Origin of the sequence: Streptomyces albicerus (assembly GCF_008905045.1) — a bacterium.
In the GTDB taxonomy this organism is placed as follows: domain Bacteria; phylum Actinomycetota; class Actinomycetes; order Streptomycetales; family Streptomycetaceae; genus Streptomyces; species Streptomyces albicerus.
The window spans coordinates 55,130-75,306 of the sequence record NZ_VWMY01000058.1; the positions used below are offsets into that span (position 1 = coordinate 55,130).

The following is a 20,177-nucleotide window of genomic DNA, read 5'->3' on the forward strand; positions in this document are numbered from 1 at the left end:
GCCTAACTTATCTGAGGCTTACCTGACCGATACCCGCCCGTCCAGTGATTCGGCTCTCATGGACGCTGTATGGGCACGGCCTGATCACGGCGGCTCAATCCACCCCCCACGAACCGGTCAAAGACGGGTCAAGAACCTCGCACCGGGGCCACCAGAACGGCCCCGGTGCGTGGATGCGGGAACACCTCGACCGGCTGCCGGTAGACGTCCGAAAGCAGTCGGTCGGTGAAGATCTCCGCCGGCGGCCCGTCGGCCACCGCACGCCCGGCGGACAGGATCACCACCCGGTGCGCGTACGCCGCCGCGAGCCCCAGATCGTGCAGCACCACGACCACCGCGTCCCCGGCGCGCGCCCGCTCCCGGCAGACCCGCAGCACCAATTCCTGGTGCCGCAGGTCCAGGGCGGCGGTCGGCTCGTCGAGCAGCAGCAGGCGGGTGCGCTGGGCGAGCACCCGGGCGAGCGCGACCCGGGCCCGCTCGCCGCCGCTGAGCGCCGAGAAGGGCCGCGCCGCGAAGTCCGTGACCTCGGTCGCCGCCATGGCCTCGGCCACCGCCGCATCGTCCTCGTCCTCCTCAGGCCGTCCGGCCCAGGGCGCCCGGCCCATCCGTACGACCTCCTCGACCGCGAACGGGAAGGAGAGCGCGGCCGACTGGGGGAGTACGGCACGGCGCAGGGCGAGTTCGGGCGCCGACCAGTCGGACGCCGGGCGACCGTGGACGCGTACGACTCCCTCGGCGGCCGGGAGATCGGCGGCGAGGGCGCCCAACAGGGTGGACTTTCCCGCCCCGTTGGGGCCGACCAGCGCCAGCACCTCGCCCGCGCGGGCCGTGACGTCCACGCCGGACAGCACCTCGCGGGCGCCGAGCCGGACGTGCAGGCCCTCGGCCTCGGCCAGTACGTCGCCGGGGTGCACGGGACCGGGAGGCGTGGGCCTCGTACCGATCAGCCTGAGCCGCTTCACGCCCAACCTCCTTGCCTGCGACGGGTCCTGCGCAGCAGCCAGAAGAAGAACGGGCTGCCGAAGAGCGCGGTCAGTACGCCCAGCGGCAGTTCGGCGGGCTCCGCGACGGTACGGGCCGCGAGGTCGCCCGCGAGCAGGACCACCGCGCCGCCCAGCGCGCTGCCGGGGAGGAGGAAACGGTGGCCCGGGCCCGCCGCCATGCGCAGCAGGTGCGGGACGACGAGGCCGACGAAGCCGATGATCCCGGAGACGCTCACGGCCGCCGCGGTCAGCAGCGCGATGACGAGGACCAGGACGATCCGGAGCCGCTCGACGTCCACACCCAGATGCCTCGCCGGCCGTTCGCCGAGGGCGAGGAGGTCCAACTTCCGTGCGTACAGCGGCGCGACGGCCAGTCCGACGGCCGCGCACGGCAGCACCGCCAGCACCTTCGGCCAGGTCGCCTGGGAGAGCGAGCCGAGCTGCCAGAAGGTGATCTGGTTCACCGCAGCGGTGTCCGCGAAGAAGATGAACAGGCCGATCAGGGCGCCCGTGAACGCGTTCACCGCGATGCCGGTGAGGATCAGCGTCACGACCTCCGTCCGGCCGCCCGAGCGCGACATCGCGTACACGAGCAGGACCGTGCCCAGGCCCGTGACGAAGGCGAAGGCCGGGATCGTCCAGGTGCCGAGGAAGTTCAGGCCCAGCGAGATCGAGGCGACCGCACCCACCGCCGCGCCCGACGAGACGCCGATGACGCCCGGTTCGGCGAGCGGATTGCCGAACACGCCCTGCATCAGCGCGCCCGCGCAGCCCAGCGAGGCACCGACGAGCAGCGCGAGCACGATCCGCGGGAAACGCACGTTCCACAGGACGGACTCGGGGACACGGGCGAGTTCACCGTCGCCGAGACCGACGCGGTGCGCGATGGACCCGAGGACGTCACCGGGGGAGATCTCGTACGCGCCGAGCCCGGCGGAGGCCAGGGTGAGGAGGACGAGGAGGACGGCCAGGCCCGCGGTGAGCAGCCAGGGGGTGCCGCGGCGGGGTCTTGCCGGAAGGTCGGGGGCGGGCGGTGCCTCGTGGGCCGGGGGAGGGGCGAAGGCCTGTGCCGGGTTCGGGGGCTGGGCCTCGGGTGCGGCGCCCTTGTCGGTCACCGTCACTTCGCGTCCCCGTACAACTGGCTGACCAGGGACTTCAGCACCTCGTCCGTGCGGGGGCCGTAGTTGAGGAGGACGCCGTCCTCGATCGAGACGACCCTGCGGTCCATTCCCGCGGGAGTCTGGGCGACACCGGGGATCTTGACGAGGCCGTCGATGCCGCCGACGGATTCGAGGCCCTTGGACATGACGAGGATCGCGTCGGGCGCGGCCTCGGCGAGGGCTTCCGTGGTGATCGCGGTGAAGTCCTTCTCCAGGCCCGACTCGGCGCCGGCGTCCACGGCTCCGGCCGCTTCGAGCAACGAGGTGGCTCCCGAGCCCTTGCCGCCGATCAGATAGACGGAGGCGGTGCCACGGAGGTAGAGGAACGCGACGCGCGGCTTGTCGGTCTCCTGCGGAATGTCCTTGCGCACGGCGGCTGTTCGCTCCTCGGAGCGCTGGGTGAGTTCCTTCCCCGCGGCCGGTACGCCGAGCGCTTCGGCCACCGCCTCGATGCGCGGGCCCACGTCGTCGAGGCCCTTCGCCGGGGCGACGACGAGGACGGGGATACCGGCGTCGCGGATCTGGCCCATCGCCTCGTCGGGCCCGGTGCTGGTCTCGGCAAGGACGAGATCGGGCTTCAGGGACAGCACGCTCTCCGCGGAGACGTCGTGGTTCCGGGTCACCACCGGCAGCTTCTCCGCCTGCGCGAAGGTGGCGGTGATGTCCCGGGCGACAACACGGTCACCGAGCCCGAGCGTGAAGACGATCTCACTGAGACTTCCGGAGAGCGGCACGATGCGTTCGGCGTCCTTGACGGTGACGTCGCGACCATCGGACGAGCGGACGGTGACGGGGAGTTGGGGTGTCGGGGTGTCCGACAACGGCTCGACGCGGTCGGCCGCGGCGGTGGTGGTGGTCTTACCGCCCGACTCGCCTCCGGGCGAGCTGTCGTCGGAGGAACAGCCCGTCACCGTAAGCGCGAGCACAGCAAGCAGTGCACCCGCCACTCGAGTACGCAAGCGTCGCACGGTCGCGTATTTCCTTTCGGTTCGCTGGTCTGGCAGGGGGCGCCCTCATAGGGGCGCGGGGAACTGCGCGACCAGCCACAACCGGCCGACAGCCAACAATCGACCCGCAGTCCCCTTCCGTTCCATCCGCCGGAGGCAATAGCTTAGGTTAGCCTTACCTTTCTCGCCAGGATCGCAATCACCGGATCCGGCCAGATCCCGCCCGCCCGGAGGACCCCCATGCCCTCGCGACCGCACCCACGCACCCACGTCTCCGTGCTCTGCGCGACCGTGCTCGGAGCGCTGCTCACAGTGCTGCTCCCGGCCGGTCAGGCCCACGCGGCAAGCCGTACCGTGCAAGGCGGCCGCCTGGACTGGAGCATCAAATCCTCCTTCCAGAGCTACGTCACCGGCCCGATAGCGAACGGCAGTTTCTCCCTCACCGGCGGCGCAGCCACGGTCGGCGGCAGCCAGTTCCGCTTCCACTCGGCGACGGGCACGTACGACGGCGCATCCGGCGCCTTCAACGCCGGTTTCTCCGGCGGTGTCCACTTCCTCGGGCACAAGAAGGCCGACCGTACCCACCAGCTCGACCTCACGATCAGCCGCCCCACCGTCCGCTTCCCCGGCAACGGCGGCACCGGCACCCTCTACGTCGACATCACCAGCAAGGCGAAGGACACCGGGACGGTCACGACGTCCTCGCAGGTGCCCTTCGCCTCCCTCTCCCTCGGCGGCATCGACATGGAGGGCGGCGGCAACGCGGTCCAGCTCAACAACCTGCCCGCCACGCTGACGGCCCAGGGCGCCAAGTCCTTCGCCGGGTACTACGAGGCGGGCACCGCCCTCGACCCGGTCAGCCTGTCGGCGGACGTGAAGGCGGCGGCCGCCAAGCCGTCGAGTGCGCCGTCCCCCTCCCCGACGAAGTCCACGAAGTCCAAGGAGAAGAAGGGGAGTTCATCCGGGATCGAGGACGGAGCCGTCGACTGGGGCGTGCGCAGGACCTTCCGCGAGTACGTCACCGGAACCATCGCCCAGGGCGAGTGGAAGCTCAGCGGGGGCGCCCAGGACGGCGGCGCGCTCTTCCGCTTCCCCGAGGGATCGGGCACGTACGACGACGAGAAGCGCACCCTCGACGCATCGTTCGCCGGAGCCGTCCGTTTCACCGGGAAGCAGGGCCTCGACCTGAAGCTCGGCGCGGTCCGGGCCAAGGTCGCGGACGGCGGCAAGGGCACGCTCTACGCCGACGTGACGAGCGCGGGCGGTACGGAGAAGAAGGTCCCGCTGGTCACCTTCATCGCACGGGACCTCAAGCCCCAGGACGGCCTCGCCCGGGTCACCGAGGCGCCCACGAAGCTCACCGCCGACGGCGCCAAGGCCTTCGGCGGGATGTACAAGGCGGGCACGGAGATGGACCCGGTCTCTCTTGCCGTCGCCCTGACCGACAGCGCCGAACTGCCCGCCCTGCCCGACCTGGGCAGCGCGGAGTCGGCCACACCGGAAGCCGCGGCCGCCGAGAAGTCGGCCGAGCCCAGGACCGAGGCGATCGCGAGCGATTCGGACGTCCCCGTCCTGCCCATCGGCCTCGCGGTCGGCTCCCTGATCGCGGTGGCGGCTGCCTACGTGATCATCCGCAGGCGTCGTGCGCGACCGGCTGCCGACGCTCCCGCAGAGGACTGAACCCCCTTGCCCTGTCCGCCTGTCGGCGGACTCCCACACTGGACCGACTCCCACTGAACCGAGGAGACCCACGACCATGGCCGCCACCAGACGCCGCCGTCCGATAGCCCTCGCCGCAGCCTGCGCGACCGCCGTCACGCTCGGCGCCACCGCGCTCGCCGCGACGTCCGCGTCCGCCGCCGAAGTGCCGCTCAAGGGCTACGAGTTGACCTGGGGCATCAAGCAGTCGTACCGCACGTACGTGACCGGGATGGCGGCCGGCAGCTTCACGCCCGAGGGCGGCGCCACGCAGGCCAAGGACAACGGCGCCTTCACCTTCGGCAACGGCACCGGGACCTACGACTCCGAGGCGCACACTGTCTCGCTCGGCTTCGAGGGCGGTCTGAAGATCGCCTCCAAGCTGCACGGCTTCGAACTCGCCCTGTCCGACGTGAAGTTCGACAGCAAGGCCGCCAAAGTCACCGCCGACGTGACGAAGAGCGGCGCGACCCAGCAAGACGTGCCGCTCGCCGAGGTCACCGTCACCCGCGACATGAAGGACATGGCGACCAAGCTGACGAAGGAGGCCGCGGACGTCTTCGGCAGCTCGAGCTACAGCGGCGCGGCGGGGGATCCGCTGACGGTGGTGGAGAAGAAGACGGAGTCGCCGTCTCCGTCGACCTCGACCTCCACCACCCCGTCGGGCACCCCGTCCACGTCCGCGTCCCCCACGCCCTCGCAGACCCCGTCCACCACACCCTCGACGAGCCCGTCGCAGTCCACGAGCGCGACCCCCTCGCCCACCGGGGCCGACGCCTCGGGGGACATCACCGACGGCACCCTCGGCTGGGGCGTGAAGCAGTCCTTCCGCACGTACGTCGTGGACGGCGTCGCCAAGGGCAGGATCACGGTCTCCGGCGGCGCGTCCCAGGCCGCGGGCAACGGGATCTTCACCTTCGTCGACGGCACCGGCACCTACGACACGGACGCCGACACCCTCAACGCCTCCTTCAAGGGCTCGGTCAACTTCAAGGGCCATGAGGAGAACGGCAGTTACGGCCTCGACCTCACTCTCAGCGACCTCAAGGCGGAGCTCGACGGCGGCTCCGGCAAGCTGACCGCCGACGTCAACAGCCTCGGCGAGAAGTCCGACGACGTGACCCTCGCCGAACTCAAGCCCAAGTCCGCCGACCTGACGGCCAAGAACGACGTCATCACCCTCGACGACGTCACCACCACCCTCACCAAGGCCGGTGCCGAGGCCTTCGGCGGCTTCTACCAGGCCGGCGCCGAACTCGACCCGGTCGACCTCTCGGTGGCCCTGTCCGAGGACGCCGAACTCCCGGACACGGACCCCTCCTCGTCCACCGGCGCCACGGGCGGTACGGGCACGGGCGGCACCGGCACGACCGGAGCCGCCGGCACCACCGGCTCCACCACGGGCGGCGTGACCGGCGGCCTCGCCTCCACCGGCTCCGACGTCCCCGTCACCGCCCTGGGCGCCGCGGCCGCGGCAACCGTCGCGGCGGGCGCGGGCGTGGTCTTCGCCGTACGCCGCCGCCGCGCGACGGACTCCGTCCAGTCCTGACCCGAACCCGACGAGCACCCGGCCGCCGCCCCCACCCCGGGGCCGGCGGCCGGGTGCGCATGCACTGCTCCTGTGGTGTTTGAATGCCCGGGTGACTGATTACGACGTGCTGCGGGTCTTCTGCGGACCGCGCGGAGAGTACGGCAACGAACTCGGGGTCGTGCGGGACGGCTCCCTGATGCCGGAGCGCGGCGAGCGGCAGGCGTTCGCGGCCAAACTCGGTTTCAGCGAAACGGTGTTCGTGGACGACCCCGAGCGTGGGGTCATCGACATCTACACCCCCAGCGTGCGGCTGCCCTTCGCCGGGTACCCCTGCGTGGGCGCGGCCTGGCTGCTCGACGTACCCGAACTCGTCACGCCCGCAGGCGTGGTGGCCACCCGCCTCGACGGCGAGTTCAGCTGGATCGAGGCCCGCCCGGAATGGCCTGAGCCGCGCACACTCCGCCGCTACGCCACGGCTGCCGAGGTCGACGCACTTGAGGTGCCCCCGCCCGGGGAGTGGATCTACGCCTGGGCCTGGGAGGACGAGGCAGCCGGCCGAATCCGCGCCCGCGGCTTCCCCGGCCGCAACGACGGCATCAAAGAGGACGAGGCAACAGGCGCGGCAGCCCTCCAACTGACAGCCCAACTGGGCCGCGCCCTGAACATCATCCAGGGCACGGGCTCCCAAATCCTGACGGCACCACAGCCGGGGGGTTGGGTGGAGGTGGGGGGCCGTGTCTTCCTGGAGCGGTGAGAGCGCCCCTTTAGGGGCGCGGAGAACTGCGCGACCAGCCCCCACAGACCCGCACGTCATGACGTTCAGGCACTTAGGCGGAACTCTTCCCCCAGGGCCCGGAAAACCGCGGTATTCAAAGCAAAAGCGTGCCGACACTCGGCAACAATCCGCTGCTTCTCCAAGTCGTCCGCCAGCACACCATCAAGCAGCTCGCGATACCCCCGCTTGAACGCCGCCGGATTCCCGATGTCCTCGAACACATAGAACCGAACCCCGTCGCCCTTCCGGGCAAACCCCCACGTCTTCTCCGCCTTGCCCCGAATGATCTGCCCACCGGAAAGATCACCGAGATACCGCGTGTAGTGATGCGCGATGTACCCACCGGGCCACGTACGCGCACACTCGGCAACCCGCGCCGCGTACTCCGCGGTCGCGGGCAGCGCGGTGAGGCCGTCGCGCCACCGGGCGCCCCGCAGATGCGCAAGGTCCCGCTCCAGCGAAGCGACCCGCATCAGCTCGGGCTGGATGAACGGCCCCGCCACCCGATCGCCGGCCAGGCGCCGCGCACCCGACTCCAGCGCCTCGTACACGAACCACAGCTGCTCGGTGTAGCGCGCGTACGCGTCCACGCCGAGCCTGCCACCGAGCAGATCGCTCATGAACGTCGAGGTCTCCGCCTCCATGTGCTGTTCGTGCGACGCGGTGCGGATGAGCGTAGAGAACGGCGTACTCGACGAGTTCATATGGACCTCCGGGGCCGAAGGGGGACGAGAGCCTGCCCAATCTTCTATGGTTAGGCTTACCTAAGTCAATGGATTTCCCGACACCCTGTCGGTAAAACCGTACCCCGAATCCCCACCAGACCCACATGAGAAAACCGCCCGCTCTGTACGAGCGGGCGGCTGACGGGCGGCTGAAAGAGAGCAGGTGGCGGTCAGGGCAGCGTGAGAACCTCGGCCCCGCTGTCCGTGACGACGAGCGTGTGCTCGAACTGCGCGGTCCGCCGGCGGTCCTTCGTGACGACGGTCCACCCGTCGTCCCACGTGTCGTACTCGTGCGTCCCCAGCGTCAGCATCGGCTCGATCGTGAACGTCATCCCCGGCTGGATCACGGTCGTCGCGTGCGGGCTGTCGTAGTGCGGGATGATCAGCCCCGAGTGGAACGACGAGTTGATGCCGTGCCCGGTGAAGTCCCGCACGACCCCGTACCCGAACCGCTTCGCGTACGACTCGATGACCCTGCCGATGATGTTGATCTGCCGACCGGGCTTGACCGCCTTGATGGCGCGGGCGAGGGACTCGCGGGTCCGCTCGACGAGCAGCCGGCTCTCCTCGGCCACGTCACCGACGAGGTACGTGGCGTTGTTGTCGCCGTGCACGCCCCCGATGTACGCCGTCACGTCGAGGTTGATGATGTCCCCGTCCCGCAGGACCGTGGAGTCCGGGATGCCGTGGCAGATGACCTCGTTCACGGAGGTGCACAGGGACTTCGGGAAGCCGCGGTAGCCGAGCGTGGACGGGTAGGCGCCGTGGTCGCACATGTACTCGTGGGCGACCCGGTCCAGTTCGTCCGTGGTGACGCCGGGCGCGATGAGCTTCGCGGCCTCCTCCATCGCCCGCGCGGCGATCCGGCCCGCGACGCGCATCGCCTCGATCGTCTCCGGGGTCTGCACCTCCGGTCCGGTGTACGGGGTGGGAGCGGGCTTGCCCACGTACTCGGGACGCCTGATGTTTCCCGGGACGGGACGGACGGGAGAGAGCTCCCCTGGTACGAGCAGCGACTGGCCAGACATGCCAGCGAGTCTAACCAGCGCGTGTGGGGGACGATGTCACTGGCGAAAGGAGCCTGAGCCATGGCCCTGTTCAAGAAGCGGACGGTCGGGAAGCCGGGCGAGTGGTACTACTGCCTGCAGCACAAGAAGGTCGAGGAGGGCCCCGAGTGCCCCGCCAAGGACCGCTTCGGCCCGTACGCGTCCCGCGGCGAGGCCGAGCACGCGATGGAGATCGCCCGAGAGCGCAACCTCGAATGGGAGACCGACCCCCGCTGGCATGACTCCGCGGCGCGGGATTCAGAGGACGACTAGCCGCCGCGCGGCGATCTTCCCCACCCACCCGCCCTTCACAGGGCGGGTGGCTCTTGGGACCTCGGCGCCCCGTAAGGGGCGCGGGGAACTGCGCGCTCAGCCCCCACGACCCGCAGATCACCCATCGACAGCAACTCCCCACCTCCCAGGGGCGCGGGGAACTGCGCGACCAGCCCTACACGACCCGCAGACTAGGAACCGGCCGCAACCTTCCCCCGCGCCTCCTTCAACCGCACCGCATGCTCATTCGTCCGCACGTCATACGCCATGAGCTTCGGAAGACACAGAGCCAGCGCCCCCACCGCCGCCACACACAGCACACCCCCGGCCCACACAGACGCCCGCACACTCATCCACGTGGCCATCCCACCCGCACGAACCTGCCCCAGCTGAGGCCCGACCGAATACGACAGCAACTCGATCCCGGCCAACCGCCCCCGCAACTCGTCCGGAATCGTCTGGTTCCACATCGCCGCCCGAAAGATCCCACTGACCATGTCGAAGCAACCGCCCAGGGTCAGGAACAGCAGCACCAGCCAGACATTGTGAACGGCCCCCGCGCCCACCATCGCGAGCCCCCAGAACGCCGCCCCCAGCACCACCATCCGCCCATGCCGATGAACCCGCGAGGTCCAGCCACTCGTCAGGCTCACCAACAGCGACCCGGCAGGCAGAGCCGCGTACATCAGCCCGAGCGACCACTCCGCGTCCAACTCGTCCGCGAGGAACGGCAGAAGGGCGAGCGGAAAGGCCAGGAACATGGCGGCCAGGTCGATCGTGTACGTACCCAGCAGCTCCTTGCGGCTCCACGCGTACCGAGCCCCCTCCGCGATCGACCGCAACGACGGCTTGGCCGCCTCGTGGGACGCGGGCGACGCGGCGAGCCCCACGGCGAGGACGACCGAGACCGCGAACGTCGCGAGGTCCGCGGCATAGGCCCAGCCGAGCCCGGCGTACGCCACCACGAGCCCCGCGACGGCCGGCCCCGCGACGCCCCCGACCGTCCACCGCAACGAGTTGAGCGCGGCCGCCGCCGGCAGGTGCTCGTGCCGCACGATGCGCGGCGTGAGCGCGTCCAGCGCCGGCCGCTGCACCGCGACAAGCCCGGAGGAGAGCGCGGCGACGGCGTACAACGGCCACACCACAGGGTCCGGCACCAACGCGTTGACCAGCAGCCCGGCGCAGAGCAGCCCCTGCCCCACCTCCGTCCAGAGGATCAGCTTCCGCTTGTCCAGGGCGTCGGCGAGCGCCCCGCCGTACAGCCCGAAGACGATCAGCGGTATGAGCTCCACGGCGCCGATCGCGCCGACGGCCACCGCGGAACCGGTCAGCTCCTTCATCTGCACCGGCAGCGCGACGAAGGTCAGGAAGCTGCCGAAGTTGGTGATGAGCCCGGCCACCCACAGCCGCCGGAAGTCGGCGGAGGTCCGCCACGGCGCCAGATCGGGCAGCAGCGCGCGCAGCCGCGAGCCGGCGGGGCCGGGGCCGGATTCGGCAGCGGAGGCCGGGGCGTTGTCTTCGGGTTCGGTATCGGGTTCCGTCACGAAGGGCCATGGTCCGGCCCGGCCCCCGACGGAGACAAACGCTTTTCCGACGGCCCGCGACTTCAGGTCACCGGCCGGGTCACCAGCGCGTGGGCGGCGGTGACGTCAACTGGTCCGCCAGCCGCGACAACCGGTCCCGCAGGCGTCGCCGCCCCCGCGGTGCGGGCAGCGAGTTCTCCCCGGCGGCCGCGCTGACCAGGTGCTGCACGGTGTCCAGGTCGAGGTCCGGCTCGGCCGGCACCGCGAGCGCCTCGTGCGCCATCGCGTGCAGTTCACGGTCGCCGGAGTCCAGCGCGAGGACCGTCGCCCCGGCCCGGCGCGCGTCGTGGACCCGCTCCAGGAGCGCGGCCTCGGGCGCGTCCGGCGCCACCACCAGCAGCGTCTCGCCCCGCCGGGCCGCCTCGATCCGGCCGAGTCCCACGGCGAGGTGGGCCGGATCCTCCGGCCGCGCTCCGTGGCGTACGAGCGTCGGTTTCAGCTCGGGCGTCCCCGACCAGGCCGCCTCGTCCACGAGGTGCGCCGCCAGGTGCCACGGTTCGTACTCCGCCGTCCCCACCAGCAGCAGCCCGCCCCCGTGCGGCAGAACGGACGAACGGAGTGCTCCCGCGAACCGCCGCGTGGCCCCGGGCCACTCGGTACCGGCGAGCACTTCGCGCAACAAGGCCACCCGTACGGCATCCATGCGCACGCATCCTGCCGCAACCGGCCACTCGTCAGGCGGAGTTCACCGTGAATTCGCCCAAGGTGGGCAGGGTGTCCGACCCAGTCGGTAAGGGGAGGGCTTCATGGCAAGCACTGAGACATCCGTGCCGTTCCGGTCGGGACAGGAGGGCTACGCGAGCTTCCGTATCCCGGCCGTCGTCGCCACCGGCGAGGGAACCCTGCTCGCCTTCTGCGAAGGCCGGGTCGGTTCCCACGACGACTTCGGGAACATCGACGTCGTACTGAAGCGGTCCACGGACGGGGGACTGACCTGGGGCCCGCTCCAGGTCGCCGCCAAGAACGGCGACCACCTCGCGGGCAACCCGGCCCCCGTCGTCCTCGACACCGGCCGCGTCCTGCTCGTCCACGTCCGCAACGCCGCCCTCGCCACCGAGGACGCCATCCGCCGCGGCAAGGTGAGCGCCGCGGACGGACGCCGCGTCTGGGTCCAGCACAGCGACGACGACGGGCTCACGTGGTCGAGCCCGAAGGAGATCACGAAGCAGACGAAGAAGGACTCCTGGCGCTGGTACGCCACCACCCCGGGCCACGCCGTCCAGTTGAGTACCGGCCGGGTCGTCGTCCCCGCCAACCACTCCATCCCGCCGACCGGCAGGGACAACGGCACCGAGGGCAAGTACAACGGCGGACACTGCCTGCTCAGCGACGACCGCGGGGAGACCTGGCGCATCGGATACGTCGACGACAACACCGACAACTACATCAACGTGAACGAGACCACCGCCACCGAACTCCCGGACGGCCGCGTCTACTTCAACACCCGCACCGACTCCACGGCCCCCGGCACCCGCGCCGACGCGTACTCGACGGACGGCGGCCAGACCCTGGTCAAGCCCTTCCGGCCGCAGGCCGGCCTCACCGGACCCGTCGTCGAGGGCAGCGTGCTCCAGCTCCGCGACCCGGACGTCCTCCTCTACTCCGGCCCCGCCGACCCCGGCTTCCGCGCCCTGATGACCATCCGCGCCAGCACCGACGACGGCATCACCTGGCGGCCCGCGCACACCGTGGACGGACTGCCCGCCGCGTACTCCGACCTCGTGCGCGTCGACGACGACACGGTCGGACTCCTCCACGAGACGGGCGACTTCAGCGCGTACGAGACCATCACCTTCCGCCGAGTGCCCGTGACGGACCTCACCTGAGCGCCGCGGGCAGGGAACCGCGCACGTAAAGTCGGTCCATGACCTCTACTGACAGTGCACAGAAGGCCCCTGCCAAGGACCCCTGGGACCTTCCCGACGTGTCCGGGCTCGTCGTGGGCGTGCTCGGCGGCACCGGCCCGCAGGGCAAGGGCCTCGCCTACCGGCTGGCGCGGGCCGGCCAGAAGGTGATCATCGGCTCGCGGGCCGCGGAGCGCGCGCAGGCCGCCGCCGAGGAGTGCGGCCACGGTGTCGAGGGCGCCGACAACGCCGAGACCGCGCGCCGCAGCGACATCGTGATCGTCGCAGTGCCGTGGGACGGACACGGCAAGACGCTGGAGTCGCTGCGCGAGGAACTGGCGGGCAAGCTCGTCGTCGACTGCGTCAACCCGCTCGGTTTCGACAAGAAGGGCGCGTACGCGCTGAAGCCCGAGGAGGGCAGCGCCGCCGAGCAGGCCGCCGCCCTGCTGCCGGACTCGCGGGTGACCGCCGCCTTCCACCACCTGTCCGCCGTGCTGCTGCAGGACCCGGAGATCGAGGAGATCGACACCGATGTGATGGTCCTCGGCGAGGAGCGCGCGGACGTGGAGATCGTCCAGGCGCTGGCCGGGCGGATCCCCGGCATGCGCGGCATCTTCTCCGGGCGCCTGCGCAACGCCCACCAGGTCGAGTCGCTGGTGGCGAACCTGATCTCCGTGAACCGGCGGTACAAGGCCCACGCGGGTCTGCGTCTGACCGACGTGTGAGCCTGCCCGGGGCGTGGGGGACACTGGAGCGCAGCGGTGTCCCCCGACAGGACCCGACCGCGACCTGACCGCGGCTCGACCGCGACCCGACCTGGACCCGACAGGAGCCGACCCTCATGTCCCGACTCGCCCTCTACGCCCTCGTCGTCTGCCTGCTCGCAGTCGCCGCGGCCGTCGTTTCCTTCGTCCAGGGCAGCTGGCTGGGGATCGTGTGGGTACTGCTCGCGGGCCTGTCGTCCAACATGACCTGGTACTACCTGCGCCGGGACCGGGCGCGGCGCAGGGCGTCGTCCGTCACGGGCTGACCGTGCAGTACTCGTTGGTCTCCGTCCAGAAGCGGTAGAGGTTCTGGCCGCAGTACGTCTGGAACTCGTCGATGCCCAGGCTGCGCAGGAGCGAGTCGATCACGTCGAAGAACACACCGTTCACCGCCGGGATCCACAGGATGGCGATCACGAGGAGCAGTCCGAAGGGCGCGAGCGGCTCCACCTGGCGGCGGATGTTGTGCGACAGCCAGGGCTCGATCACGCCGTAGCCGTCCAGGCCCGGCACCGGCAGGAAGTTCAGCAGCGCGGCCGTGACCTGGAGCAGCGCAAGGAACGCGAGGGCGTACTGGAAGTCGGCCGGCACGCCGTCCAGCGCGTCCAGCCAGAACGGGGCCGTGCAGACCACCGCGAACAGGATGTTCGTCAGCGGGCCCGCCGCCGAGATCAGGCTGTGCTTCCAGCGGCCCTGGATGCGGCTCCGCTCGATCCAGACCGCGCCGCCCGGCAGACCGATACCGCCCATGATCACGAAGATGACGGGCAGCACGATGCTCAGCAGCGCGTGCGTGTACTTCAGCGGGTTCAGGGTCAGATAGCCCTTGGCGCCGATCGAGATGTCGCCGCTGTGCAGGGCCGTGCGCGCGTGCGCGTACTCGTGCAGACAGAGCGAGACGATCCAGGCGGCCGTCACGAACAGGAAGACGGCCACACCGGGCTGCTCGGCGAAGCCCGTCCAGGTGGCCCAGCCGGTGACCGCCGCGACGGCCACGATCCCTATGAAGACAGGGCTGATCCGCCGGTCGCTGTGCCGGTTGGTGGCGGTGGTCATGGGGTCGGGCTCCCTGGGGTTCGCTCAGCCGGGGTTCATGCTGATGGGCGTGCCCGACCGTACCGGGCGTATGCCGAAAACGTCTCGCGATCGGCTGTGAGTTCCGGAGAAGGTGGACCCATGGGGTCGTGGCAGGTGTTCTACGAGGGTCGCGAGACGGAGTGCCGCGGCACCGCGTTCTCGGCGGCAGACGGGGTGACGTGTCCCGCGCGGTGCACGGACCCGGACGAGCCGCCGGCAGCCGAGCCTCCGTCCGCTCGAGATCCCGGGCGCCACTCCGCGACAACCCCGCGACCCCTGCTGAGACCACCGGAGACAATGGACCACGTGCGCTACCGCATCCTCGGCACCACCCAGGCACTCCGCACCGACGGCACGCCCGTCCCGGTCGGCGGGGCGCGGCTGCGTGCCCTGCTGACCGTGCTCGCCCTGCGGCCCGGGCGGACCGTGCCCGCGGCCGTACTGGTCGACGAGGTGTGGGGCGCCGACCCGCCGGCCGACGCGACGGGCGCGTTGCAGGCCCTGGTGGGCCGGCTGCGCAGAGCGCTCGGCGCGGACGCCATCGGCTCCGCGGAGGGCGGCTACCGGCTGTGCGCGGCGGCCGACGACATCGACCTGTACCGCTTCGAGCGGCTCGCGGGCGAGGGCACCCGCGCGCTGGCCGACGGCGACCCCGGCAAGGCGGCCGTGATCCTCGACGACGCCCTCGCCCTCTGGCGCGGCCCCGCCCTCGCCGACCTCCCGGACCGCACCGCCGAGTCGTCCCGCTGGGAGACCCGTCGCCTCGACGCCCGCCGCACCCGCCTCGCTGCGGCCCTCGCCCTCGGCCACGCCGAACAGTCCCTCCCCGACCTCACGGCCCTGTGCGACGCCCACCCGCTGGACGAGCCCCTCCAGCTGCTGCGCCTGCGCGCCCTGCGCGACGCGGGCCGCACCGCGGAGGCACTGGCAGGCTACGAATCCGTACGACAGCTCCTGGCCGACCGGCTCGGCACGGACCCCGGGCCTGAACTGCGAGCGCTGCACGGGGAGTTGCTGCGGGGCGCCCCCGGTCCCGTACGCGCGCGGACCGAGCAGACCGAGCGGGCCGAGCGGGCCGATGGGCGCGCACCCCGCCCGACGCCGTACGAGCAGGCCGCCGGGCCCGCCTCGCACAGTCACGCCGCCGAGCCGGAAGCCCGCGACCGCGGCGCGGCCCTCGGCAACCTCCGGGCCCGGCTCACCTCCTTCGTCGGGCGCGAGACCGATCTGGAGACCATCCGCGGGGACCTCGCGGCGGCCCGGCTCGTCACGCTGCTCGGGCCCGGCGGGGCCGGCAAGACGCGGCTGTCGCAGGAGGCGGGCGAGAGCATCACAGAGGCCATGCCCGACGGGGTGTGGCTGGCCGAGCTCGCGCCCGTCGACGACCCGCAGGCCGTGCCCGAGGCCGTGCTCACCGCGGTCGGGGCCCGGGAGACCGTGCTGCGCGGCGCCGGAGCCGAGGAGATGCGGGCCCTCGCCGACCGGCACGACGACCCGGTCGTCCGTCTCACCGAGCACTGCGCGGGGCGCCGCATGCTGATCGTCCTCGACAACTGCGAGCACGTCGTGGACGCCGCGGCCCGGCTCGTCGAGCAGCTGCTGGAGTCCTGCCCCGGACTGACCGTTCTGGCCACGAGCCGCGAACCCCTGGGCGTACCGGGGGAGTTGCTGCGGCCGGTGGAGCCGCTGCCCGAGCCGTACGCGCTGAAGCTGCTCGCCGACCGGGGCGCCGCCGCGCGCCCCGGCTTCCGTATCGAGGACGATCCGGAGGCGGCCGCGGAGATCTGCCGGCGGCTCGACGGACTGCCGCTCGCCATCGAACTCGCCGCCGCCCGGCTGCGGATGCTCACCCCGCGGCAGATCGCCGACCGTCTCGACAACCGCTTCCGCCTCCTCACCTCCGGCAGCCGTACGGTCCTGCCGCGCCAGCAGACACTGCGTGCCGTCGTCGACTGGTCCTGGGACCTCCTCGACGCGGACGAACGGGACGTGCTGCGGCGGCTGTCCGTCTTCGCCGGCGGCTGCGACCTCGCCGCCGCCGAGGCCGTCTGCGGTCCCGCCGCGCTGGAGGCGCTCGGCTCGCTCGTCGACAAATCCCTTGTCGTGGCGGCACCTTCGTCTGCGGAAGAGGCCGACGGCGCGATGCGCTACCGGCTTCTGGAGACGGTCGCCGAGTACGCCGGGGAGCGGCTCGACGAGTCCGGTGATCGCCCGGCCGCCGAGCGCGCCCACCTCACGTACTACCGCGAACTCGCCCGCACCACCGACCCCGAGCTGCGCGGCCCCGGCCAGCGCGCGGCCATCGAACTGCTCCAGCTCGAGGGCGAGAACATGCGCGCCGCGCTGCAGCACGCCGTCGCCGAACGCGACGAGCAGGAGGCGCTCTGCCTCGTCCTCTCCCTCGCCTGGTACTGGCAGATCCGCGACCTGCGCATGGCGAGCCGCAACTGGTCCCGTGAGGTCATCGCCCTCGGCCCCGACCCGTTCGCACCGGACGCCGAGCCCGCCGTCCCGCTGTTCGAACCGTGCACCGCGACTCCGCCGCCGATGCGCCCGGAGGTCCTCGCCGAGGCCCGGCGCGGTGTCCACCTCATTCATCTCGCCTGCATGGACCTGGAGTTGGAGACCTGGCAGACCCCGGAGGCCGAGGCGAAACTGCTGGCCATCACCGACGCCTACCGGCCGGGGCTTCCGCAGGTTTGCCGCAACCCCGGCTACCTCTGGTTCTACGCCGTGATGCTGACCGGTGACATGGACCGGCTGCGCGATGTCATCGACGCGAGCGTCGAGAGCTGCCGCGAGTTCGGCTACGACTGGGAGCTGGCCGTCGCCCTGCAGATGCGCGCCAACATCTTGGCCAACCGCGCCGACTGGGCCGGTGACGCCACCCGAGACGCCGACGAGTCGCTGGAGATCTTCGTCCGCGTCGAGGACGCCTGGGGCGCCGCCGAGGCGCTCTCCGCACGGGGCGAGGCCCGGGAACGCAAGGGTGAGTACCAACTCGCCGCGGCGGACTATCAGGAGGCCATGACCCACGCCGAACGGCTGGGCGCCCGCGCCCAGACGGCCATCCTCAGCACCCGCCTCGGCAGCGTGCTCGTCGAGTCGGGCGAGATCGAGCGGGGCGAGCGGCTGCTGCGCGAGGTCCTGGAGCAGGGCCACGGCGCGCACAACGAGGCCATGCCCGCGGCCCGGCTCTTCCTCGCCGTCTGGCTCGCCCGCTCGGATCGGATCGCCGAGGCCCGCGAGCAGATGGAGCGGCTGCGCACCGACTTCGGCGCCGTCCATTTCGTGGTCTTCGACGCGTTCGTCCTCGGTGTGGAGGCCTGGCTGGACGCCATGGAGGGTCTGCACGAGGAATCGTTGGTGAAGATCCGGGGCGCTCTGTCGCGGGCGCAGGACCCGCTGAGCTACATGATCGCGCCGCACATGAGATCCGCGCATCTGACGACCGCCGCCCTCGCGCTGCCCGGCGTCGACGGTGGCCGGCGCGCCCGCGACGCCGCCCGCTGCCTCGGCGCCGCCGAACGGCTGCGGCCGCCCGGCCACTTCCAGGCCGCCATGGAGCGCGAGATGCGGGCGCGGGCCGAGACCGGGGCACGCGCCGTCCTCACCGACGAGGAGTACGAGGCCGCGTACGCGGAGGGCGGCGGCCTCTCCTTCGAGGAGGCCACCGCCCTGGTCTGACGGTCCCGAACGCCCCGGCGGGGGTGAACGTCAGCTCTTCGTACGGAACTTGTGGATCGCGACCGGCGCCATCACCGCGGTGATCGCCACCGACCAGCCGAGCGTCACCCACAGGTCGTGCGCGACCGGGCCGCCCACCATCAGCCCGCGGGCCGCGTCCGCGAGCGTGGACAACGGGTTGTAGTCGGTGAACGCCTGTAGCCAGCCGGGCATCGACGCCGTCGGGGCGAAGATCGACGAGCCGAACTGCAGCGGGAACAGCACCAGGAAGCCCATCGCCTGCACGGACTGCGCGTTCTTCAGGATCACGCCCAGGGTGAGGAACACCCACATGATCGACGAGGCGAACACCGCGGCCAGGCCCACGGCCGCGAACAGACCGGGCCAGCTGGTGATGTCGAACCCGACCAGGACGGCGACGATCATCAGCACGGTCGTCGCGAACAGCATGCGTGCCAGCTCCACCGAGACCTTCGCGAACAGCACCGAGCCACGCCCGATCGGCAGCGACCGGAAACGGTCCATGACTCCGCTGTTGAAGTCCTGGCTGAAGCCGGTGCCGACGCCCTGGGACAGGGTCATGCTCATCATCGCGATCATGCCGGGGATCACGTACTGCACGTACCCGTCCTGCCCGCCGCCCAGGGCCTGCCCGATCGAGCCGCCGAAGACGTACACGAACAGCAGGGTGAAGACGACCGGCATCAGCAGCGCGTCGAACATCGACTCGGGGTCCTGCCGGATCCACAGCAGATTGCGGCGGATGAGGGCGCCGGTGTGGCGCAGATGACCGCGCAGCGTGATGTGGGCGTCCGCCTTGAAGTCGGTGTCGGCGGTGGAAAGAGTGGCGGCGCTCATACGGCGACCTCTTCGCGGTCGGGGGCGGGCGTCGCGTCCTGCGGGGCACTGGCGCGGTGGCCGGTGAGGGACAGGAACACCTCGTCCAGGCTGGGCAGTTCGGTGGTGATGGAGGAGAGCGTGATGCCGCGCGCGGTGACCGCGCCGACCACGGCGGTCAGCTGCTCGTCGCTGAGGATCGGGACCAGGACGTCACCGCGGACGGCGTCCACGGTGCTGGTGGCGAGCCCGGTGAGGCCCAGCTCGTCGAGCGCGGTGGCGAGGGGACGCAGTTGCAGCGGATCGACCGGGCGGACCCGCAGCGTACGTCCGCCGACCTTCGCCTTGAGCTCCTCGATGGCGCCGTTGGCGATGACCTTGCCGCGGTCCACGACGGTCAGCTCGGAGGCGAGCTGCTCGGCCTCCTCCATGTACTGGGTGGTGAGCAGGACGGTGACTCCGTCGCCGACCATGCGCTTGACCTCGTCCCACACCTCGTTGCGGGTGCGCGGGTCCAGGCCGGTCGTCGGCTCGTCCAGGTACAGGACGGCCGGGCTCCCGATCATGGACGCGGCGAGGTCCAGGCGCCGACGCATGCCTCCGGAGTACGTGCTCGCCGGGCGCTTGGCCGCGTCGGTGAGCGAGAAGCGCTCCAGGAGCTCGTCGGCGCGAGCGCGGGCGTCCTTGCGCGGCAGGTCGAGGAGCCGGCCGATCATGTAGAGGTTCTCCCAGCCCGGGAGCTTCTCGTCGACGGAGGCGTACTGGCCGGTGAGACCGATCACCCGGCGCAGCTGCCGGGGCTGCCGTACGACGTCGTAGCCGGCGACGGTCGCCTGCCCGGCGTCGGGGGAGAGGAGGGTGGACAGAATCCGTACGAGGGTCGTCTTGCCGGCCCCGTTCGGCCCGAGCACACCCATCACGGTGCCCTCGCGTACGTCCAGGTCCACGCCGTCCAGTGCCTTGGTCTCGCCGTAGTGCTTGACCAGCCCCCGTACGGTGACGGCGTCGGTGCCGCCGCCTGTGGGGTTCTTGTCGATTCGCGTCATGCCGACCAAGGTGCCATTCCCCACCGACAAACCACCGACAGCCCACCGACACCCACCGATATGTCGCCGACAGTCGCTCGTCGAGGGCGTCGGGTGCGTCGGGTGCGGGTTGTGTTGGGCTGGTCGCGCAGTTCCCCGCGCCCCTAAAAGACGGGGCTGCGCCCCTGTCTTTTGTCTGCAGGGGCGAAGCCCCTGCTTTTA

Annotated in this window: 18 protein-coding genes; 8 read left to right on the forward strand and 10 right to left on the reverse strand. The window is 71.2% G+C overall.

The features are described 5' to 3' along the window. Positions 1 to 128: 128 nt before the first annotated feature. The 3 genes from GAS53_RS40395 to GAS53_RS40405 all read right to left on the reverse strand — a co-directional run bounded on the left by GAS53_RS40395 (position 129) and on the right by GAS53_RS40405 (position 3,111). Complete coding sequence (locus tag GAS53_RS40395) at positions 129 to 968, reverse strand: heme ABC transporter ATP-binding protein (RefSeq protein ID WP_151482736.1); 840 nt, start codon at positions 966 to 968, stop codon at positions 129 to 131. Next, the gene (locus GAS53_RS40400) at positions 959 to 1,969 is read right to left on the reverse strand and encodes a FecCD family ABC transporter permease (RefSeq protein WP_225859397.1); all 1,011 of its coding nucleotides are present in this window, start codon (positions 1,967 to 1,969) and stop codon (positions 959 to 961) included. The genes GAS53_RS40395 and GAS53_RS40400 overlap by 10 nt, the downstream gene beginning before the upstream one ends. Before the next feature lie 131 nt (positions 1,970 to 2,100). After that, entirely contained in the window at positions 2,101 to 3,111 is a 1,011-nt protein-coding gene (locus GAS53_RS40405) for a heme/hemin ABC transporter substrate-binding protein (RefSeq protein ID WP_151482737.1), read from the reverse strand. Between the two features lie 219 nt (positions 3,112 to 3,330). Between GAS53_RS40405 and GAS53_RS40410 the strand changes: the two genes are divergently transcribed. The 3 genes from GAS53_RS40410 to GAS53_RS40420 all read left to right on the forward strand — a co-directional run bounded on the left by GAS53_RS40410 (position 3,331) and on the right by GAS53_RS40420 (position 7,073). After that, positions 3,331 to 4,770, forward strand: a complete 1,440-nt coding sequence (locus GAS53_RS40410; protein WP_151482738.1) for an HtaA domain-containing protein — start codon at positions 3,331 to 3,333, stop codon at positions 4,768 to 4,770. Between the two features lie 76 nt (positions 4,771 to 4,846). Next, the gene (locus GAS53_RS40415) at positions 4,847 to 6,337 is read left to right on the forward strand and encodes an HtaA domain-containing protein (RefSeq protein ID WP_151482739.1); all 1,491 of its coding nucleotides are present in this window, start codon (positions 4,847 to 4,849) and stop codon (positions 6,335 to 6,337) included. A 91-nt stretch (positions 6,338 to 6,428) separates the two neighbouring features. After that, a complete protein-coding gene (locus GAS53_RS40420; protein ID WP_151482740.1) occupies positions 6,429 to 7,073 on the forward strand; it encodes a PhzF family phenazine biosynthesis protein in 645 nt (214 codons plus the stop codon). A gap of 65 nt (positions 7,074 to 7,138) precedes the next feature. Here GAS53_RS40420 and GAS53_RS40425 read toward each other — a convergent pair whose 3' ends face one another. Next, on the reverse strand, positions 7,139 to 7,798 hold the full coding sequence (locus tag GAS53_RS40425; RefSeq protein WP_151482741.1) for a biliverdin-producing heme oxygenase: 660 nt from the start codon (positions 7,796 to 7,798) through the stop codon (positions 7,139 to 7,141). Between the two features lie 191 nt (positions 7,799 to 7,989). Beyond that, the gene (gene map / locus GAS53_RS40430; RefSeq protein ID WP_151482742.1) at positions 7,990 to 8,847 is read right to left on the reverse strand and encodes a type I methionyl aminopeptidase; all 858 of its coding nucleotides are present in this window, start codon (positions 8,845 to 8,847) and stop codon (positions 7,990 to 7,992) included. Positions 8,848 to 8,907: 60 nt separating this feature from the next. Here map and GAS53_RS40435 point away from each other — a divergent pair, with 60 nt between their 5' ends. Further along, positions 8,908 to 9,138: a hypothetical protein gene (locus GAS53_RS40435; protein ID WP_151482743.1), complete on the forward strand. Its 231-nt coding sequence runs from the start codon at positions 8,908 to 8,910 to the stop codon at positions 9,136 to 9,138. Between the two features lie 191 nt (positions 9,139 to 9,329). On the opposite strand, the gene GAS53_RS40440 is transcribed toward GAS53_RS40435, so the two are convergent. Both GAS53_RS40440 and GAS53_RS40445 read right to left on the reverse strand, forming a co-directional pair. Beyond that, positions 9,330 to 10,601: an MFS transporter gene (locus GAS53_RS40440; RefSeq protein WP_151482755.1), complete on the reverse strand. Its 1,272-nt coding sequence runs from the start codon at positions 10,599 to 10,601 to the stop codon at positions 9,330 to 9,332. A gap of 160 nt (positions 10,602 to 10,761) precedes the next feature. Continuing rightward, the gene (locus GAS53_RS40445; RefSeq protein ID WP_151482744.1) at positions 10,762 to 11,364 is read right to left on the reverse strand and encodes a hypothetical protein; all 603 of its coding nucleotides are present in this window, start codon (positions 11,362 to 11,364) and stop codon (positions 10,762 to 10,764) included. 103 nt (positions 11,365 to 11,467) lie between these two features. Between GAS53_RS40445 and GAS53_RS40450 the strand changes: the two genes are divergently transcribed. The 3 genes from GAS53_RS40450 (at position 11,468) to GAS53_RS40460 (ending at position 13,595) form a co-directional block, all read left to right on the forward strand. Continuing rightward, entirely contained in the window at positions 11,468 to 12,547 is a 1,080-nt protein-coding gene (locus GAS53_RS40450) for a sialidase family protein (RefSeq protein ID WP_151482745.1), read from the forward strand. 38 nt (positions 12,548 to 12,585) lie between these two features. Continuing rightward, entirely contained in the window at positions 12,586 to 13,290 is a 705-nt protein-coding gene (gene npdG / locus GAS53_RS40455; protein ID WP_151482746.1) for an NADPH-dependent F420 reductase, read from the forward strand. A 116-nt stretch (positions 13,291 to 13,406) separates the two neighbouring features. After that, on the forward strand, positions 13,407 to 13,595 hold the full coding sequence (locus GAS53_RS40460; protein ID WP_151482747.1) for a hypothetical protein: 189 nt from the start codon (positions 13,407 to 13,409) through the stop codon (positions 13,593 to 13,595). On the opposite strand, the gene GAS53_RS40465 is transcribed toward GAS53_RS40460, so the two are convergent. Further along, entirely contained in the window at positions 13,585 to 14,385 is an 801-nt protein-coding gene (locus tag GAS53_RS40465) for a site-2 protease family protein (RefSeq protein ID WP_151482748.1), read from the reverse strand. The genes GAS53_RS40460 and GAS53_RS40465 overlap by 11 nt on opposite strands. 318 nt (positions 14,386 to 14,703) lie before the next feature. Between GAS53_RS40465 and GAS53_RS40470 the strand changes: the two genes are divergently transcribed. Then, positions 14,704 to 18,093: an AfsR/SARP family transcriptional regulator gene (locus GAS53_RS40470; RefSeq protein WP_151482749.1), complete on the forward strand. Its 3,390-nt coding sequence runs from the start codon at positions 14,704 to 14,706 to the stop codon at positions 18,091 to 18,093. A gap of 30 nt (positions 18,094 to 18,123) precedes the next feature. Here the strand turns inward: GAS53_RS40470 and GAS53_RS40475 are convergent, their stop codons facing one another. After that, positions 18,124 to 18,951 (reverse strand): ABC transporter permease, encoded by an 828-nt coding sequence (locus GAS53_RS40475; RefSeq protein ID WP_151482750.1) that lies wholly within the window; start codon positions 18,949 to 18,951, stop codon positions 18,124 to 18,126. Next, the gene (locus tag GAS53_RS40480; protein WP_192583490.1) at positions 18,948 to 19,976 is read right to left on the reverse strand and encodes an ATP-binding cassette domain-containing protein; all 1,029 of its coding nucleotides are present in this window, start codon (positions 19,974 to 19,976) and stop codon (positions 18,948 to 18,950) included. Before GAS53_RS40480 ends, GAS53_RS40475 begins: the two co-directional genes overlap by 4 nt. Positions 19,977 to 20,177 lie beyond the last annotated feature (201 nt).

Coding starts and splice junctions, on each gene's coding strand:
- GAS53_RS40410 (WP_151482738.1), top strand. CDS start 3,331: ATGCCCTCGCGACCGCACCCACGCACCCACGTCTCCGTGCTCTGCGCG.
- GAS53_RS40415 (WP_151482739.1), top strand. CDS start 4,847: ATGGCCGCCACCAGACGCCGCCGTCCGATAGCCCTCGCCGCAGCCTGC.
- GAS53_RS40425 (WP_151482741.1), bottom strand. CDS start 7,798: ATGAACTCGTCGAGTACGCCGTTCTCTACGCTCATCCGCACCGCGTCG.
- map (WP_151482742.1), bottom strand. CDS start 8,847: ATGTCTGGCCAGTCGCTGCTCGTACCAGGGGAGCTCTCTCCCGTCCGT.
- GAS53_RS40435 (WP_151482743.1), top strand. CDS start 8,908: ATGGCCCTGTTCAAGAAGCGGACGGTCGGGAAGCCGGGCGAGTGGTAC.
- GAS53_RS40445 (WP_151482744.1), bottom strand. CDS start 11,364: ATGGATGCCGTACGGGTGGCCTTGTTGCGCGAAGTGCTCGCCGGTACC.
- GAS53_RS40450 (WP_151482745.1), top strand. CDS start 11,468: ATGGCAAGCACTGAGACATCCGTGCCGTTCCGGTCGGGACAGGAGGGC.
- npdG (WP_151482746.1), top strand. CDS start 12,586: ATGACCTCTACTGACAGTGCACAGAAGGCCCCTGCCAAGGACCCCTGG.
- GAS53_RS40460 (WP_151482747.1), top strand. CDS start 13,407: ATGTCCCGACTCGCCCTCTACGCCCTCGTCGTCTGCCTGCTCGCAGTC.
- GAS53_RS40465 (WP_151482748.1), bottom strand. CDS start 14,385: ATGACCACCGCCACCAACCGGCACAGCGACCGGCGGATCAGCCCTGTC.
- GAS53_RS40470 (WP_151482749.1), top strand. CDS start 14,704: ATGGACCACGTGCGCTACCGCATCCTCGGCACCACCCAGGCACTCCGC.
- GAS53_RS40475 (WP_151482750.1), bottom strand. CDS start 18,951: ATGAGCGCCGCCACTCTTTCCACCGCCGACACCGACTTCAAGGCGGAC.
- GAS53_RS40480 (WP_192583490.1), bottom strand. CDS start 19,976: ATGACGCGAATCGACAAGAACCCCACAGGCGGCGGCACCGACGCCGTC.